15 protein-coding genes are annotated in these 16,575 nt (G+C 37.4%); 13 read left to right on the forward strand and 2 right to left on the reverse strand.

Features of this window, described 5'->3' with window-relative positions; genetic code table 11:
• Positions 1-2: 2 nt before the first annotated feature.
• The 6 genes from E4661_RS14725 to purD all read left to right on the forward strand — a co-directional run bounded on the left by E4661_RS14725 (position 3) and on the right by purD (position 8,758).
• Entirely contained in the window at positions 3-2,123 is a 2,121-nt protein-coding gene (locus E4661_RS14725; RefSeq protein WP_136468222.1) for a bi-domain-containing oxidoreductase, read from the forward strand.
• Positions 2,105-3,706, forward strand: coding sequence for an alginate lyase family protein (locus E4661_RS14730; protein ID WP_136468223.1), 1,602 nt, complete (start codon positions 2,105-2,107; stop codon positions 3,704-3,706). Before E4661_RS14725 ends, E4661_RS14730 begins: the two co-directional genes overlap by 19 nt.
• Before the next feature lie 29 nt (positions 3,707-3,735).
• Positions 3,736-4,965: a glycosyltransferase family 4 protein gene (locus E4661_RS14735; protein ID WP_136468224.1), complete on the forward strand. Its 1,230-nt coding sequence runs from the start codon at positions 3,736-3,738 to the stop codon at positions 4,963-4,965.
• A gap of 104 nt (positions 4,966-5,069) precedes the next feature.
• Positions 5,070-6,440 carry a sugar transferase gene (locus tag E4661_RS14740; protein ID WP_136468225.1) on the forward strand — a complete coding sequence of 457 codons (1,371 nt, stop codon included), beginning with the start codon at positions 5,070-5,072 and terminating at the stop codon, positions 6,438-6,440.
• Position 6,441: 1 nt separating this feature from the next.
• Positions 6,442-7,428 (forward strand): UDP-glucuronic acid decarboxylase family protein, encoded by a 987-nt coding sequence (locus E4661_RS14745; protein ID WP_136468226.1) that lies wholly within the window; start codon positions 6,442-6,444, stop codon positions 7,426-7,428.
• A 58-nt stretch (positions 7,429-7,486) separates the two neighbouring features.
• On the forward strand, positions 7,487-8,758 hold the full coding sequence (purD, locus tag E4661_RS14750; RefSeq protein ID WP_136468227.1) for a phosphoribosylamine--glycine ligase: 1,272 nt from the start codon (positions 7,487-7,489) through the stop codon (positions 8,756-8,758).
• On the opposite strand, the gene E4661_RS14755 is transcribed toward purD, so the two are convergent.
• The gene (locus tag E4661_RS14755) at positions 8,753-8,974 is read right to left on the reverse strand and encodes a DUF6341 family protein (protein WP_136468228.1); all 222 of its coding nucleotides are present in this window, start codon (positions 8,972-8,974) and stop codon (positions 8,753-8,755) included. The two genes, purD and E4661_RS14755, sit on opposite strands and share 6 nt — an antisense overlap.
• Before the next feature lie 38 nt (positions 8,975-9,012).
• Here E4661_RS14755 and E4661_RS14760 point away from each other — a divergent pair, with 38 nt between their 5' ends.
• Genes E4661_RS14760 through E4661_RS14770 form a run of 3 tightly spaced genes read left to right on the forward strand, consistent with a single transcriptional unit; the run spans position 9,013 to position 11,620 of the window.
• Entirely contained in the window at positions 9,013-9,945 is a 933-nt protein-coding gene (locus E4661_RS14760) for a DUF6427 family protein (RefSeq protein ID WP_136468229.1), read from the forward strand.
• Between the two features lie 36 nt (positions 9,946-9,981).
• On the forward strand, positions 9,982-10,587 hold the full coding sequence (locus E4661_RS14765; RefSeq protein ID WP_136468230.1) for a DUF4254 domain-containing protein: 606 nt from the start codon (positions 9,982-9,984) through the stop codon (positions 10,585-10,587).
• On the forward strand, positions 10,571-11,620 hold the full coding sequence (locus E4661_RS14770) for a glycosyltransferase family 9 protein (protein WP_240751492.1): 1,050 nt from the start codon (positions 10,571-10,573) through the stop codon (positions 11,618-11,620). The genes E4661_RS14765 and E4661_RS14770 overlap by 17 nt, the downstream gene beginning before the upstream one ends.
• A gap of 295 nt (positions 11,621-11,915) precedes the next feature.
• Here the strand turns inward: E4661_RS14770 and E4661_RS14775 are convergent, their stop codons facing one another.
• A complete protein-coding gene (locus tag E4661_RS14775; RefSeq protein WP_136468231.1) occupies positions 11,916-12,533 on the reverse strand; it encodes a TetR/AcrR family transcriptional regulator in 618 nt (205 codons plus the stop codon).
• A gap of 365 nt (positions 12,534-12,898) precedes the next feature.
• On the opposite strand from E4661_RS14775, the gene E4661_RS14780 reads away from it, so the two are divergent.
• From E4661_RS14780 to E4661_RS14795, 4 genes are all read left to right on the forward strand, one after another.
• On the forward strand, positions 12,899-13,993 hold the full coding sequence (locus E4661_RS14780; protein WP_136468232.1) for a glycoside hydrolase family protein: 1,095 nt from the start codon (positions 12,899-12,901) through the stop codon (positions 13,991-13,993).
• A gap of 114 nt (positions 13,994-14,107) precedes the next feature.
• Positions 14,108-14,497, forward strand: coding sequence for a VOC family protein (locus E4661_RS14785; protein ID WP_136468233.1), 390 nt, complete (start codon positions 14,108-14,110; stop codon positions 14,495-14,497).
• A 90-nt stretch (positions 14,498-14,587) separates the two neighbouring features.
• A complete protein-coding gene (locus E4661_RS14790; protein ID WP_205728965.1) occupies positions 14,588-15,490 on the forward strand; it encodes a HEPN domain-containing protein in 903 nt (300 codons plus the stop codon).
• A 75-nt stretch (positions 15,491-15,565) separates the two neighbouring features.
• A complete protein-coding gene (locus E4661_RS14795; RefSeq protein ID WP_136468234.1) occupies positions 15,566-16,468 on the forward strand; it encodes an SIR2 family protein in 903 nt (300 codons plus the stop codon).
• Positions 16,469-16,575 lie beyond the last annotated feature (107 nt).

Genomic DNA, 16,575 nt, shown 5'->3' on the forward strand with positions numbered 1-16,575 from the left:
ACATGAAACAAATAATACAAGACCTTAAGAACGGTGAGACCATTTTAGAAGAAGTCCCTGTGCCAACTCCAAAATCGGGAAGTGTGCTAATAAAAACCACAAAATCATTGGTTTCACTTGGCACTGAAAGAATGTTGGTCGAATTTGGAAAGGCCAATTTTATATCTAAGGCACGCCAACAACCAGATAAGGTGAAAATGGTCCTGGACAAGGTCAAGACTGATGGATTGAAGCCAACAATGGAGGCTGTTTTCAACAAACTCAATCAACCTCTGCCCCTTGGTTATTGCAATGTAGGCGAAGTGACTGCAATTGGTAAAGGAGTTACTGAGTTCAAAGTGGGAGATCGTGTGGCTTCAAATGGAAATCACGCCGAATACGTAAATGTCCCAAAAAATTTGGTGGCCAAAATTCCAGATAATGTAACTGATGAAGAGGCGGCGTTTACTGTAATTGGTTCTATAGGACTACAGGGTATACGTCTTTTGGACCCTACTTTTGGAGAGACCATTGTAGTAGTAGGTCTTGGGCTGATTGGCTTGGTCACAGCAGAACTATTGTTGGCCAATGGATGTAACGTAATAGGGTTTGATTTTGATCCTGAAAAAGTTCGTATAGCTAATGAAAAAGGGGTTATCGCTATAAACCCTTCTGAAGGAACGGATCAGGTAAAATTTATTGAGAGCTATACAAATGATGTCGGCGCAGATGGCGTGATTATTACCGCTTCCAACAAAAGCAATGAGATTATTTCGCAATCTGCGAGAATGTGCCGAAAGCGAGGAAGAGTGGTTTTGGTTGGAGTAATTGGGTTAGATATAAGTAGAGCAGATTTTTATGAAAAAGAAATTTCGTTTCAAGTATCTTGTTCATATGGCCCTGGAAGATATGATGAAGAATACGAGCAAAAAGGAAACGACTATCCAATAGGATATGTTCGTTGGACAGAAAAGCGAAATTTTGAAGCTATCTTAAATGCAATTTCCAAGGGCACTTTGAAAGTAAAACCTTTGATTACCGAGCGGGTGTCTCTTAAGGAATTTCAAAAGATTTATGGAGATATGAGTAACTCCAGATCCATAGCTTCAATTTTGGAATATGACAAAACCAAAGAACCCACCTGTACTGTAGCGATTACAAATAAATCTTTCGAAGGGAAAAAAGGCGTTATTGGTATTATTGGAGCTGGAAACTTTACAAGTTCAACAGTATTGCCCAATCTTAAAAAAATAGATGCCCAAGTAAAGTATATCGCAAGTTCTGGAGGGTTATCCTCAACTATTATGGCAAAACGCCATTCTATTGCGAACTCAACCTCAAACTACAAGGATATTTTAAAAGATGAAGAGGTTGATTTGATTTTTATTACAACAAAGCATAACACGCATGCATCCATGGTCTTGGAAGCCATTCGGGCACAAAAAAGCGTTTTTGTCGAAAAACCATTGGCCTTGTCCGAAGACGAACTGGAAGCTATTATTGCTGAATATAAAAACCATAATGTCAACATAAGTGTAGGTTTTAACAGACGGTTCGCTCCTTTGGCAAAAAACATGAAGAAGTTTTTGGGGAATGATAATACTCCGATAAATATTGTGGCTACCATGAACGCAGGTTTTATTCCTGCTGACGTCTGGGTACATGATATGGAGGTAGGAGGAGGCCGAATTATCGGTGAAGCATGTCACTATATTGATTTATGTACCTATTTAACTGGCAGTCGAGTCAAAGCAGTTTGTATGAATGCTATGGGGAAGTATCCAAAGGAGAATTCAGATAATGCTAGTATATTACTTCGATATGAAAACGGCTCAAATGCAGTAATCAATTACTTTGCGAACGGAAGCAAAGCCTATTCGAAAGAACGCGTTGAGGTCTATTCGCAAGAACGCACCTTGATTATGGACAATTGGAGAAAACTTAAGTCTTACGGGTTTAAAAATGGGAAAAATTCTTCCTCGAAGCAGGATAAAGGACACTTCAATCAGTTTCAAGAGCTAATAAAGCAGCAGCAAAAAGGGGAAAAGGCAATTATTCCTTTTGACGAAATAGTTAATACAACTAGAGCCTCATTCGCTGCTATTGAATCTTTGAAACAAGGCAAATGGGTGGGAGTAAATTAATATTGCTATTCCATACGCTCAAGTTTTTACGGTTTAAACAGGTTTACTATCGGCTGATATATTTCTTTAGGAATAAATTTTTCAAAAGAAAATATGATGCCGTTATCCCAAAAGAGCTTTCAATATTGGCTTGGGAAGGTGGGATTATCAACCCTTTATCTTATCATAGAAAAGATAATTTTCAGTTTTTAAACCTGTCCAAACACTTCGAAGAGACCGTTGATTGGAATTTTGGCAATTATGGAAAGCTTTGGACTTATAACCTTAACTATTTTGATTTCTTACATCAATACCAAATAAGTGTAGAAGAGGGGTTGGCATTAATCAAAAATTATGTTGCACAGGACGACACCTTAAAGGACGGACTCGAACCTTATCCTATTTCACTTAGAGGAATTAATTGGATTAAGTTTTTGTCTAAGAATGGAATTGTAAACACAAAAGTAAATACAAAATTATATCATCATTACCTTAGGTTAAAGGATAACTTGGAATATCACCTACTTGGGAATCATTTATTGGAAAATGGGTATTCCATGTTGTTTGGAGCATATTATTTTAAAAATGAAGAATTTTATGATATTGCCTATAAAATATTGAAAGAAGAATTGCATGAGCAGGTATTAGATGATGGTGCCCATTATGAACTTTCACCCATGTATCATCAAATATTGCTTCATCGACTATTGGATTGTATCAATTTAATTAATCAAAACCCATGGAAAAACGATGACTTAAATTCGTTTATGAATAGGAAAGCAAATAAAATGCTCGGCTGGTTGGAAGCGGTTACCTACGATAATGGAAATATCCCCATGGTAAATGATTGTGCCTATGATATTGCTCCCAGTTCAAAACAATTGTTTGACTATGCTGATTATTTGAAGATTTCTTTCAATAAGGTAGATTTAAGGGCATCAGGATACAGAAAGCACATAACAAAAGATTACGAATTGTTCGTTGATGTTGGAAATGTTGGGCCGGACTACCAGCTGGGACATGCACATTCTGACACTTTAAGTTTTGAGTTGTATGTTAACAGGAAACCGGTACTTGTAGACACGGGAACGTCTACTTATGAAAAAAATGCTATTCGCCAAGCTGAACGAGGAACCGCTGCACACAATACTGTTAAGATTGATGAATATGAACAATCAGAAATATGGGGAGGATTTAGAGTGGCAAGAAGAGCAAAAGTTCGTATAACAGAGGAAACGGAAAGCCAGGTAACGGCAGGTCATACGGGGTACAAAAAATTAGGATTAACACATTTAAGAAAATTTGAAGCTCAACATGAAAATATTGTGGTCCATGACTGGATAAACAGTACTCGTAGTGATTTGCCTAGGCAACATGCTTTTTTTCATTTTCACCCTGACATAGACGAATTAGTTATTTCCGGAAATAAGGTTGTTTTACCAAGCAAAAGAATTGAATTTTTGTTTTCAGGAACAATTCTGACAATTGAAAAGACTTATTATCAATATGCGATTGGCTTCAATAAGACGTTAAGAGCAGAGAAAATTATGGTAAATTTCAGTAAAGAGTTGAGGACTCAAATCAACATCTTAAGTGAAAAATGATTTTTTAATAGTTAAATGCAAAGGAATAAATGAAAATACTTTATCTAAGCTATTATTTTCATCCCGATATTACCGCCGCGGCTTTTAGAAGCTCTGACTTTGTTGAGTTTTTGGAGCACCAAAAAATTGAACATAGGGTCATAACGACCTTTCCCCATAAATCAGATGAATCGATTGGAACGGATGATAAGCCTACTTATCCATTAAAAAGGATAAGATTGAAAGAGATGAATAACAATAAGTTTCTTTCCTATGTGCTTCATTATCTTTCTTTTATTCCAAAAGCATTTCAAATAGCTTTAAAATGGAGGTTGAGGGGATGGAGGCCGTCAATTGTGTTTATATCTTCACCGCCTATTTTTATTGGTCTGCTAGGCCTTATGTTAAAGTGGATATTTCGATGCAAGCTAGTTTTGGAAGTTAGGGATATCTGGCCAGAAAGTGCGGTAGCGGCAGGTCAGCTGAATCCTAAAGGCCGGCCATATAAAATAGCCAGATTTTTTGAGAAAACCCTTTATAGAAAAAGTAATGGCATTGTATGTGTTGGAAAATATATGAAAAACTATATTGCAAAATATACTGACAAGGAAATATGTATAGCATATAATGGCTATAAAGAGATCCCTTCAACAAAAAGAATAATAGAGAGTGCGGGGGGTGCCGAACGTGAAAATCAACAAGTTTCTAAGAAAATAAGATTGGCATATGCAGGAAATTTTGGTTTAGTTCAAGGATTGGAATGCTTAATAGAGGCTTTTGCAGAATTAATACAGGTTGATACTCGGTATAAATGGGAACTGCATTTTTTTGGAACAGGAGTTCTTGAAAATAAACTGAGAAATCAAGTGACCGTGCATAAGATTGATGAACATATTGTATTCAGGGGGGCATTTCCAAAACAAGTGCTCAATGAAAAATTGGAAGAAATGGATGTTTTATTTTTGGGATTGATTAAATCAGAAGCACTCGAAAATACTATTCCATCAAAGCTTTTCGATTATTTGTCTTTTGGTAAGCCTATATTAGCGGCGTTGTCAGGGGAAGGAAAGGAGATTTTGGCTTTGAACCGCTCTAATATTGTAGTTGATGAGTGTACGAGTACTGCAATTTTTCATGGCCTTGTAAAAATGGAAGAAAATTTTCCCAAAAGAATTGTATTTGGTAAGGAAAACAAAGAAATATTAAACCAAGGCTTTACTAGAGAAAAGAATAATGCTAAAATAATATCATATCTCAGTAGAATCTTATCGGACAAATAGGAAATCCTCAATTGATTTAATTTACGCTTTTCTAGGAATGAATGCATTGAGAAAAGCACATTTTCGATTTGAAAACCTATTTTTGAAATTGAAACCCTGAAATTGTGGCGAAGCGGTCTGTTTTAAATTCAATCGAGAGAAAGTTCATATTGGTGGTTGGCGATTTGGTTGTCGTCTTAGCAGCCATTAATGTTTTTGTAAATCATGGTATAGACAAGGAATTTGTATCTCTCGATTTGAAAACATGGATGTTTGTAATTGGAGTATGCACTTACCTTATGCTTGCTTACATTTTGGACTTTTACAACCTTGAGAAAATCGCGAAAAGGGGTTATGCAATTGGGCAATCCTTATACATATCGTCACTATTTGTTTTTGTTGTTTTTATTTCTGCTGTAATTTTTTTTGATGCAAGTTTTTGGAGGATACCATTGCTTATTTTTTTGGCACTATCTCCAATACAAATAGCATTATGGAGATTATTGTTTAGCAATGTTTTTAGAATAATTCCTACCGTTAGAAAAGTGTTTTATGTGTATGATTCAAATAGCGAACATAGTCTTCGGGAAAATGTCGAATACATAAACGGAGAAAACACAAATACTTTTTATAAAGTGAAGCTTACTCACGCTATGGATAGTGAAAGCATGTCTGTTGGAAAAAAAACAGTTTATGATGCGTTAGAAAAAATAGACACATGGATATTGAATGTTAAAGACTATAATCAAATCCCCAGAAGACTCGAAAATTTACTTTTGGAGTCAATTTTGAAAGGTAAAGAAGTGTTATCTTATACATCCTTTTACGAAAACATTTATGAAGCGATGCCTATTCGGTCTCATTATCATAGCTTTTATGAGCTTCTACAACTCAAAAACAAAAAAATAAGATACCTGCAAGTTGTATTTAGCTTTATGGTGAACTTTGTTCTTTCTTTTTTTATTGGAATTATCTTCTTTCTTGTATGTCCTATAGTTTGGTTTTTTAACTTGTTTTTAAACAGGGGGCCGCTCTTTTATACACAACTTAGAGTCGGACAATATGGAAAAGAATTTAAGATTTATAAGTTTAGGTCAATGGTGGTGGATGCTGAAAAAGCCGGAGCTAAAATGGCCTCTAAAAATGATACCCGGGTAACACCATTTGGGAAGGTGTTAAGAACTTTTAGAATCGATGAACTTCCTCAAATCCTATCCGTAATTCAAGGAAACATGACATTTATTGGGCCTAGGCCGGAACGTAAGGTTTTTGTCGAGCAATTGGATGATATGCTACCATTTTATAGTATTCGTCATTTGTATAAACCAGGGATTACCGGATGGGCTCAGGTCAAATATAAATATGGTGAAGATTTGCAGGATTCAATTAAAAAACTTGAATATGACCTTTACTATATAAAGAACAAATCTATAACATTGGATTTGCGGATTATTTTTAAAACAATAACAACAGTACTTTTTTCTAGAGGAGTGTAATTTGAAAAAAACACTAATAACAGGAGCAGCAGGTTTTCTTGGATCGCACCTTTGTGATAGGTTTATTGCAGAAGGCCATTATGTTATCGGAATGGACAACCTCATAACAGGCGACCTTAAGAACATTGAGCATCTATTCCCATTGGAACGTTTTGAATTTCATCACCACGATGTGTCTACTTTTGTTCACTTGGGAGGGGATTTGGACTATATCCTTCATTTTGCTTCCCCAGCAAGTCCAATCGACTATTTGAAGATTCCTATTGAGACCTTAAAGGTAGGTTCTTTAGGGACCCTTAATCTATTAGGGCTGGCCAAGGATAAAAATGCACGCATTTTGGTAGCTTCCACTTCAGAAGTATATGGAGATCCACTGGTTCACCCCCAAAACGAAGACTATTATGGGAACGTGAGTCCGATAGGTCCTAGAGGAGTGTATGATGAAGCCAAACGCTTTATGGAATCCATCACCATGGCTTATCATAGGCACCATGGACTCGATACTCGGATTGTTCGGATTTTTAACACATATGGTTCTCGAATGCGCTTAAATGATGGACGAGTGGTTCCGGCTTTCATGGGACAGGCACTCCGCGGAGAGGATTTAACGGTTTTTGGAGACGGTTCCCAAACACGTTCATTTACCTATATAGATGATCAAGTAGAGGGAATTTATCGCCTGTTGATGAGTGATTACGTAGAACCCATCAACATTGGGAATCCAGACGAGACCACCATACTGGAATTTGCAGAGGAAATCATCAAACTTACAGGAACGAATCAGAAAATTGTATTCAAACCGCTTCCAGTGGATGATCCCTTGCAGCGACAACCGGATATTTCAAGAGCAAAGGAGATTCTGGATTGGGAACCGAAAGTACATCGCTTCGAAGGTTTGAAAAAGGTGTACGAATACTTCAAATTATTATCTCCAGAGGAATTGCATCAAAAGGAACATCGTGATTTCTCACATTTAAATGGCAAATAAGTACGGATATCTGGCTTTTGATATCCGAATTGAATTATTTTTGCCAAAATTTTGATTCATGAACATTCTTGTAGTTGGTTCTGGCGGTCGTGAACATGCTATTGCCCATAAAGTTTCGCAAAGTCCAAACGTCAATAAATTAGTGGTGGCCCCTGGCAATGCAGGTACAGCAGAAGTGGCTACCAATGTTGAGGTTGGGGTAAATGATTTTGATGGTATAAAAGCGTTGGTGCTGAAGGAGCAAATCAACTTGGTCGTTGTTGGTCCAGAAGATCCATTGGTAAATGGGATTCATGATTTTTTCTTGAACGATGGTCAGCTTAAGAATGTTCCCGTTATCGGACCACAAAAAGCTGCTGCTGAATTAGAGGGGAGTAAGGAGTTTGCCAAGGAGTTCATGATGCGTCACAATATCCCGACAGCGGCTTACCAAAGTTTTACCTCGGACAATTTGGAAGAAGGCTATGCCTTTTTGGAAACACTAAAGCCTCCTTACGTTTTAAAAGCCGATGGCCTTGCGGCTGGCAAAGGGGTGTTGATTCTTCAAGATTTGGATGTAGCCAAGGCAGAACTCAAGGCTATGCTTTTGGACTCTAAATTTGGACAGGCAAGTGCTACCGTTGTTATAGAGGAGTTTTTAGATGGAATTGAATTGAGTTGTTTTGTGCTTACAGATGGTTCCAACTACAAGATCTTGCCAACTGCAAAGGACTATAAACGTATTGGAGAAGGAGACACAGGACTCAACACGGGAGGAATGGGGGCGATTTCCCCAGTTCCTTTCGCAGATAGCGCTTTTATGGGCAAGATAGAAGAGCGAATCGTCAAACCTACGGTGGAAGGGCTTAAAAAAGATAATTTGCCTTATGTCGGCTTCATTTTCATTGGATTGATAAAAGTAGGAGACAATCCAAAGGTCATTGAGTACAATGTCCGAATGGGTGACCCTGAAACAGAAGTGGTCATACCTCGTTTGCAATCCGATTTGGTGAATGTTCTTGTGGCCATGTCTAAAGGGAAGTTGAATGAAATCGATTTAGAAATTGATGAAAGAGCTGCGACCACGGTAATGGCGGTATCGGGCGGTTATCCAGAAGCCTATGAGAAAGGAAAGGAGATAACGGGAGTTGACACCATTGAAGATTCACTTGTTTTTCATGCAGGGACCAAAGAAAATAATGGAAAAGTGGTAACCAATGGAGGACGTGTAATTACGGTCACCTCCTTCGGAGACAACTTCAAGGAAGCATTGCAAAAGTCCTATCAAAATATAGAAAAACTACATTTTGAAGGAATATATTACCGAAAAGACCTTGGGTTTGACCTATAGGTAAGAGTGCGAGCTGATGCTCTTATCTTCTTCGTTGTTATCGTTGAAGATTTGCAGTTGCTTCATCCAGTAAACCATGGCTATAAAACCGATGATGGTGAAAATCCAATTTACCGTATTGGAACCCCACCAGTTTCCCATAAACCTGAAGAAATCATAAGGGGAGAACAAGTAGTTTACAAATAAGTCTTCTATGCCGTAAAAAAAGGTGCTCATCTTACTATATTTACTTTGCAAAAGTAGTAAAACCCAAGATGATTTCAAGTTTTTTCGGAAAAACAAAACCTATAAATTATATTGTTCTATCCGTTTTTATTTTTCTGATATATGGTATTTTCTCGATTTTTGACTCAAATGGGGAAATATCCTTGGAAGTCCTCCCCATTAAAAGTTTGATTCTCGGGGTATTATTACTTTCCGTTTACATAATCAGCAGAATAGTCAAAGTCGAGAAGGTTACCGAGTTAAGCTCGTTCGCCATTTTGTTTTTCACTTTGTTGTTAATGGTGTTTTCAGACCTCTTGCGTGATAATGATGCCATTTTTACAAACTTTTTTTTACTTCTTGCCATTTGGAGGCTTTTGGCCATAAAATCCGTTAGGGATGTGAAGCACAAAATCTTTGATGCTTCCTTTTTAATATGTGTGGCAAGCCTTTTTTATGATTGGGCACTGATTTTTTTGATTCTTGTCTTTATAGCTATCAATGTTTACGACAGAAAGCCGGTTAAAAATTGGATAGTACCCTTAACGGCCATAATTACCGTCTTCATTCTGTTGTTTACCATATTAAGATTGAACGGCTCCCTAGATTTTTTTGAGAAACATTATCAATTTAGAATAGGGTTTTTGAACAACAGCTTTTTCTCGCAAACTGGAAGTATTAAACTATTGATTTATGTCTTAATAGTGTTGATTTTGATGTTTCTTGTTTTTTTAAAGGTAAGACAGAAAGGTGGTGGAAAATTGGTGTTGTTGAGAATGGTGTTTTTGGCGTTTGCTATGGGAGCCATCATAAGTTTTCTTGAATTTGGAAAGGCGTCTCTTGTGGTTGTTACTTTTTTTCCAGCAGCAGTTTTTCTAACCAATTATTTAGAAACCATTAAAAACTTCAGATTGCGCGAATTGGTCGTGGGAGGCTGTATTTGTGTCTCCCTGCTGCTTTTTGTTCTTGACCTCAACCTATAACTGATAAAGCAATATCTTTGCTTCAAATTCACATGTATGTTCAGTTCTTTAGCCTTTAAGATTTTTCAGGAAAGTATAGACACCTATCATATTAAGGACGATGTCTACCAAGAATTTGTAAATCCTTATCCAAAGGATAAAGTTGAACATTTGCTTTATAGAAAAAACTGGATAGATACCGTACAATGGCACTATGAAGATATTATTCGAGATCCCGAAATCAATCCTGTTGATGCGTTGGACCTAAAAAGAAAAATCGATGCCAGCAATCAGGATAGGACGGACTTGGTAGAATATATTGACAGCTATTTTCTTGATAAGTATAAAGAAGTAGAGGTGAATCCTGAAGCTTCCATCAACACTGAAAGTCCCGCTTGGGCCATTGACCGACTTTCCATCTTGGCCTTAAAGATTTATCACATGCAAGAGGAAGTAGATCGTACTGATGCTTCTGCGGCACATGTTGAAAAGTGTAGCAAAAAGTTGGCAATTCTTTTAGAGCAAAGGGAAGATCTTTCGATTGCAATTGACCAATTACTGGCAGATATTGAAGCCGGAAACAAGTACATGAAAGTCTACAAACAGATGAAAATGTACAACGATGACGAGCTAAACCCGGTACTCCGTGGACAAAAAGGGTAAACAGACCCATATTTTAGTCATTCGCCTATCGGCTATGGGCGATGTGGCCATGACGGTTCCTGTTTTGAGGGCATTGATTGACCAACATCCGAACCTAAAAGTTACTGTCCTTACCAAAAAACCATTTCTCCCAATTTTTTCAAGCTTGGAAAATGTAGAGGTGTTTGAGGCCGATGTCAAAAAACGCCACAAAGGATTAATGGGCCTTTGGCGATTGTACAAAGAGCTTAAAACTCTTCAATTAGATGCCGTGGCTGATTTGCACAATGTACTTCGGAGTAGAGTCCTTCAAAAATATTTCGGACTTACGAACACCCCATTTGTACAATTGGATAAGGGAAGAGCTGAAAAAAAAGCCCTAACCAGGCCCAAGAACAAGGTGTTCAAACAGCTTAAAAGCACCCACCAACGTTATGCAGATGTATTTGGAGAGTTAGGTTTTCCAATCGATTTGGAAAAAGCAAAGCTTTTACAACGTATTCCACTTTCGGATAAATTACTTGAATTGGTACAACTGGACACTAAAAAGTGGGTCGGAATAGCTCCTTTTGCAGCCCATGAGGGCAAAATGTACCCGTTGACCCTAATGAGAGAAGTAATCCAAGAACTAAATAATACCGAAAAGTATAAAATACTGCTTTTTGGTGGCGGAACGCAGGAAGTCCAACAATTGGAAGCGATTTCAAAAGAAGGAGAAAGTGTTTTGAACATGGCCGGAAAACTCAATTTACAAGAAGAACTGGCCTTAATCTCGAACTTGGATGTTATGCTTTCCATGGATAGTGGCAATTCACATTTGGCTGCAAATTATGACATTCCGGTGGTGACGCTTTGGGGAGTTACGCATCCTTATGCCGGGTTTTATCCTTTTGGGCAACCTCAAGAAAATGCCTTAATGGCTGACAGAGAGCATTATCCTTTGATTCCGACTTCTGTTTATGGAAATAAGTTGCCTAAAGGATACGAAAACGTCATGGAAACCATAACGCCCCAACAGGTGGTGGATACGATTATCAATATATTAGAGGATTAAGATAGCCTAGGTTCGATGTAAAATTTGAGCACGGTTTGGCGATTTTACAGAAATAACTGTAAATCAAGCGAAATTGCGTTTTGCAAAGCAAAAAAGAGCATGTAGCGGTATGATTTAGCAGAGGTTTTGTGATACAATCACAAAAATTTCCTTAAAATCGTATTGATTTTTTGGTTCGTTTTGTATCAAGACAAAATGAATAAAAAGATAAACTTCTGAATAGCAGTATTAAAGAAAACTTCTCGATACTAAATTTCTATGAAATTTAACTCGAAGCGACGTATTCTTTACCAATTTATGCCACGGCCCGTTTTTCCGAAATGGAATTGAAATAGTGTTTTAATTGCTGCAAGTATTGGTATTTCAATTGTCTTCCATTGGTTTCCGAAAGTAAAGAGCGGATTCCCAAATAAGATGCAATAATATAGGTGGCAACTCCTTCGCAATCAATGTGCCGAGCGATATGACCGTCAATTTTTCCGTTTTTCAATACAGAAACCAGATTCACCTCCCATACTTTAAGAATATCTTTCAAGTAAGAACTGATTTCAGCATTTCTTTTGTTGAATTCGGTAATAAAATCGTTCAGCATAAAACCGTAGGCCATTTCGTTGGTCTTTCCGGGCTCTAGGGCCTTTTCCAAACTATCCAAAATGGCATGCAAGGGATTTTCCTGTTCATTCAATGGTTGTACCAAAAGTGCATATACTTTTTGCACAATCAAGTTTTGAATGATGCTGATGAAATAGTCTTCCTTTGATTTAAAATGATGGTAAAAAGCACCTTTGGAGAGGTCCAACTCGGTCAAGATATCATCCAAGCTAGTATTGTAATAGCCTTTTGCATGAAAAATTTCGAGGCCCATAGTATGCAGCCGGTGCATGGTTTCGCGTCGTTTTAGGTTTCGTTCCATAAGATTTGGTTTTGGGTTCAATTAGACCGTTAAGTCTGTTACAAAGTTTCTACGGATTGGAGTCAAGCTCAAGAATCAAGGATGTATTTGTAGGAAAAATCGTTGAAGTGTGAAAAATGTGCCCAAAAATGAATGTTTAAAAAATTGTGACCGACCAAGGAGTCGGTTTAAGCGTTTCTTTTTGTGGACAAAACACATACAGCCTTTACGGGTAAGTACTTATAAAGGAAATAAAGTTGTCCTATCATAGATTTCCGCTCAGGCGTAACAAAATGATTTTTACTGTTGTCCTAAATTTTACGAACTTAACCTATTCGGTCACTATATGACCACCTCTGATTCGTTATAGGAAAATAATTAGTAGCATGAGTTCAAGTATAAAATCCCGTTTTCCATACACTTTAGGGTGTATCATTTTATGTTTAACAGTATTTATCTCCTGTGGGCAAATTTCTAAAACAGCCATAATCAAAGGTGTTTATGGAAACCCCAAACCTTTCTGGGATAAAGAGATCAAGCTTCAAGACCTCGGGGTAAATGCCATTTTTGTTCATAGTGGTGCCATTAACAATAACATGATTAAGGGAGCCAGGGCCGAAGGACTATCAGTATATGCAGAGTTCGCCACCTTAAATGGTAAAAACTATGTAGAAACACATCCCGAAGCTTGGGCAATAGATGAAAATGGTGAAAGGGTAGAAGCGGCCTCTTGGTTTATGGGAGTTTGTCCAACAGAACCCGGATTTAGACAATACCGTTTTGATCAGCTACGGGATTTGCTTTCAACCTATGACCTTGATGGGATTTGGATGGATTATGTGCATTGGCACGCACAGTTTGAGGACCCCGAACCCATTTTGCCCGAAACTTGCTTTTGTGACCATTGCTTGAACTCATTCTCAAAAGATTCTGGAATTGAAATCCCTGATGGTACTACACCCCAAAAAGCAGATTGGATATTGACCAATCAAGATGAGGAATGGCGTAAATGGCGATGCAAAGTGATCTATGATTGGAGCTATGAAATGAAAAACATCATCAAAGAAATCAAACCAGAGGCACTTTTGGGACTTTATCATTGTCCATGGAACGATAATGAGTTTGATGGAGCACGATATCGCATACTTGGACTTGATTATGACCTGTTAAAGGAGACTATCGACGTGTTTTCTCCCATGGTGTACCACGAAAGAATGGAACGAGACCCCAATTGGGTAAAAGAAAATATAGAGTGGTTTAGCAATCGATTAAATATTAAAAAAGATGCCTACCCAAAAGTGTGGCCCATTGTTCAGGCCCATAATAGCCCCGGTACAGTGTCGAAGGAGGAGTTTGAATTGGTGCTAAAAGGAGGGTTATCTGGGAAGTCGAGTGGCGTTATGATGTTCACAACTTCAGCTGTGGCCGAAGATGAGGGTAAAACCGAAGTGATGAAAAAAGTGTATGCCGATTTGGAATAAATAACATCAACCCAAAAGAGTCGGCCATCATTTCGGGTTGGATTTTTAATCCGAAAACCTGTAACTTCACTCATCGGGCTAAACAAAAAATTTAAAAATTAGATAAACACAAAAATGAAGACGATCAATAGAATGATGACGAATATCTGTTCGGATAATTTATCGGAAAGTCGGGATTTTTATATAAGGTTATTTGATTTTAACGTTGATTTTGACAGTGATTGGTTTATCCACCTGGTTTCGAAAGACAAAAAGCTTGAGCTTGGAATAATAGACCGAACACACGAAATTGTTCCAAAAGATTTTCAAAATAATCCAAAAGGCTTTTATATTACGTTTGTGGTTGAAAGCGCAGACGAAGTATTTAAGATTGCAGAACAGGAAAAATTTGAAATTGTAAATAAACCTGCAGACACTTTTTACGGACAAAGACGTGTATTGCTAAAAGACCCTGATGGAACTCTAGTAGATATTTCTTCTCCCTTAAAGGATTTTGAGTTTTAGTGATTCGACAAATAAAAAACCACATAAAACTATGATTCGAATGCGCTTTTTGGCCTGCGCCAAATCCCAATAATCCCTTACCTTGCATTTGTGAAAGTATTGAACCACCTACCCAAATCCAAACAAGAAGAACTTGAGCTGCTTGCCCAAGAGCTTTCTGCCCATAAATTGGTGGAAATGGTCATCCTTTTTGGCAGCTACGCGCGGGGCAATTGGGTAGAGGACCAATATGTGGAAAAAGGCATCACCTACGAGTACCGCAGCGATTTTGACATTTTGGTTGTGATTACCCATGAAGATTTCAAACAAAAATTCCGCATAGAGGACAAGATCAAGGCCGAACTAATTGCTACCGGAAAAGTCACCACACCGGTAAGTTTGATCTTTCATGGCATAAAACAACTGAACGCCTCTTTGGCCATGGGCAACTACTTTTTTAAGGACATTAAAGAAGAAGGTGTTGTACTGTACGATTCTGAAAAGTGTAAACTGGCCCACCCTAAAAAACTGACCCCTGAGCAGTATCAACAAAAGGCACAAGAGTATTTTGACCAATGGTTTGAAAGTGCGAATGAATTCATGGATTATTTCAAAACTGGGTTTGACAAAGGAAACTTTCACACCGCAGCCTTCCAACTCCACCAAGCCACGGAGCGCTACTACACCACCATTTTGCTGGTCTTTACCGATTACCGCCCTAAGGATCATAATTTAGAAACGCTCGGTATAAAAGTGGAAATGTGTGACCAGCGCTTTGCCGTTTTCCCCAAGATCACGGACGAGGAAAAGCATCTTTTTGAGCTACTAAAACGAGCCTATATCGATGCCCGCTACAAAATGGATGAATATGAAATCACCAAAGGTGAACTCGAATATCTGGCCGATAAGGTTGGGGAGCTAAAGAAGCTTACCGAGGAGATTTGTACGGAAAAGATAGCTGGGATTGGAAAAAAGAGGTATAATACATTAAAAAAAGGACAGAAAAATCTTTAATTTCATTGTTCTCTAGTACAATAAAACTTTGCCACATCCAAAAAGCTGGAAACAGTTCTAAATAAGTGAGAATTAATGAGTGAAACTTGCGAGTGTGAAATTTGCAAAAACAAGTTGCCCTTTGCAATGCCAAAAGGTATAATTGAAGCATTAACAAATTACAACCTTGTTTTGTTTGCGGGAGCTGGAATAAGCACAGAAACAAAACAAGTTTTTAAAGAGACTCTTTATGAAGAAGTATTTCTCGACTTAAAAGAAAGTAACGAGAATATTTCCTTAATGTCTAAATACTGTAATAACACAGTTAATGGAAGACAAAAATTGCTTGAAAAAATAAAAAAGCGGTTTGACTATGTCCATCAATACAACGAATTATATTCAGAGGCGTCTAGATTTCATACTGAAATTTCAAGGTTTTGGATGCTTGAAAATATAATTACTACAAACTGGGATGATTATTTTGAAAGAGAATCCGGAGCAATTCCAATTGTAACTCCTAAAGATTTTGTTTTTCATAATATTCGTCAGAGAAAAGTATTTAAAATTCACGGTTCGATAAGTAATTATGGGAGTATTGTTGCTACAAAAGAGGACTATAATGAATGTTATAAGAGTTTATCTACAGGTTTAATAGGTGCTAGTTTAAAAACTTTGTTGGCAACAAAAACAATTTTGTTTGTCGGGTATTCATTTAGAGATTTTGATTTTAATAAGGTAATCGAATTATTGAAATTGGAAATGGGTGATGTATTTCCTCATCTATATATTGTAACCCTTGATACGGAAGTCCCAAAATCATTAGAAGGATTTAGCTTTACATTAATCAATACAAGCGGAACGTATTTCTTTGAGAAGATTCGAGAGCATTTGGAAAATAAAAATCTCATAATGAAGGAAGAACAAATTGATAGAATCTATAAAGTAAAACATGTACTAAGAACCGCACATACTAAATTAAGTGTAATAGTTAAGACTTAATCTGACAATCTTAATAAATTAGTTTAACCCTTAAATTAGATTTGTCAGATGAGTACAGAAGAAAAGATCATCAAACCAAAGTTAGGATTATTAGAACTTGCCAAACA

Origin of the sequence: Flagellimonas onchidii, assembly GCF_004804315.1 — a bacterium.
GTDB lineage: Bacteria > Bacteroidota > Bacteroidia > Flavobacteriales > Flavobacteriaceae > Flagellimonas > Flagellimonas onchidii.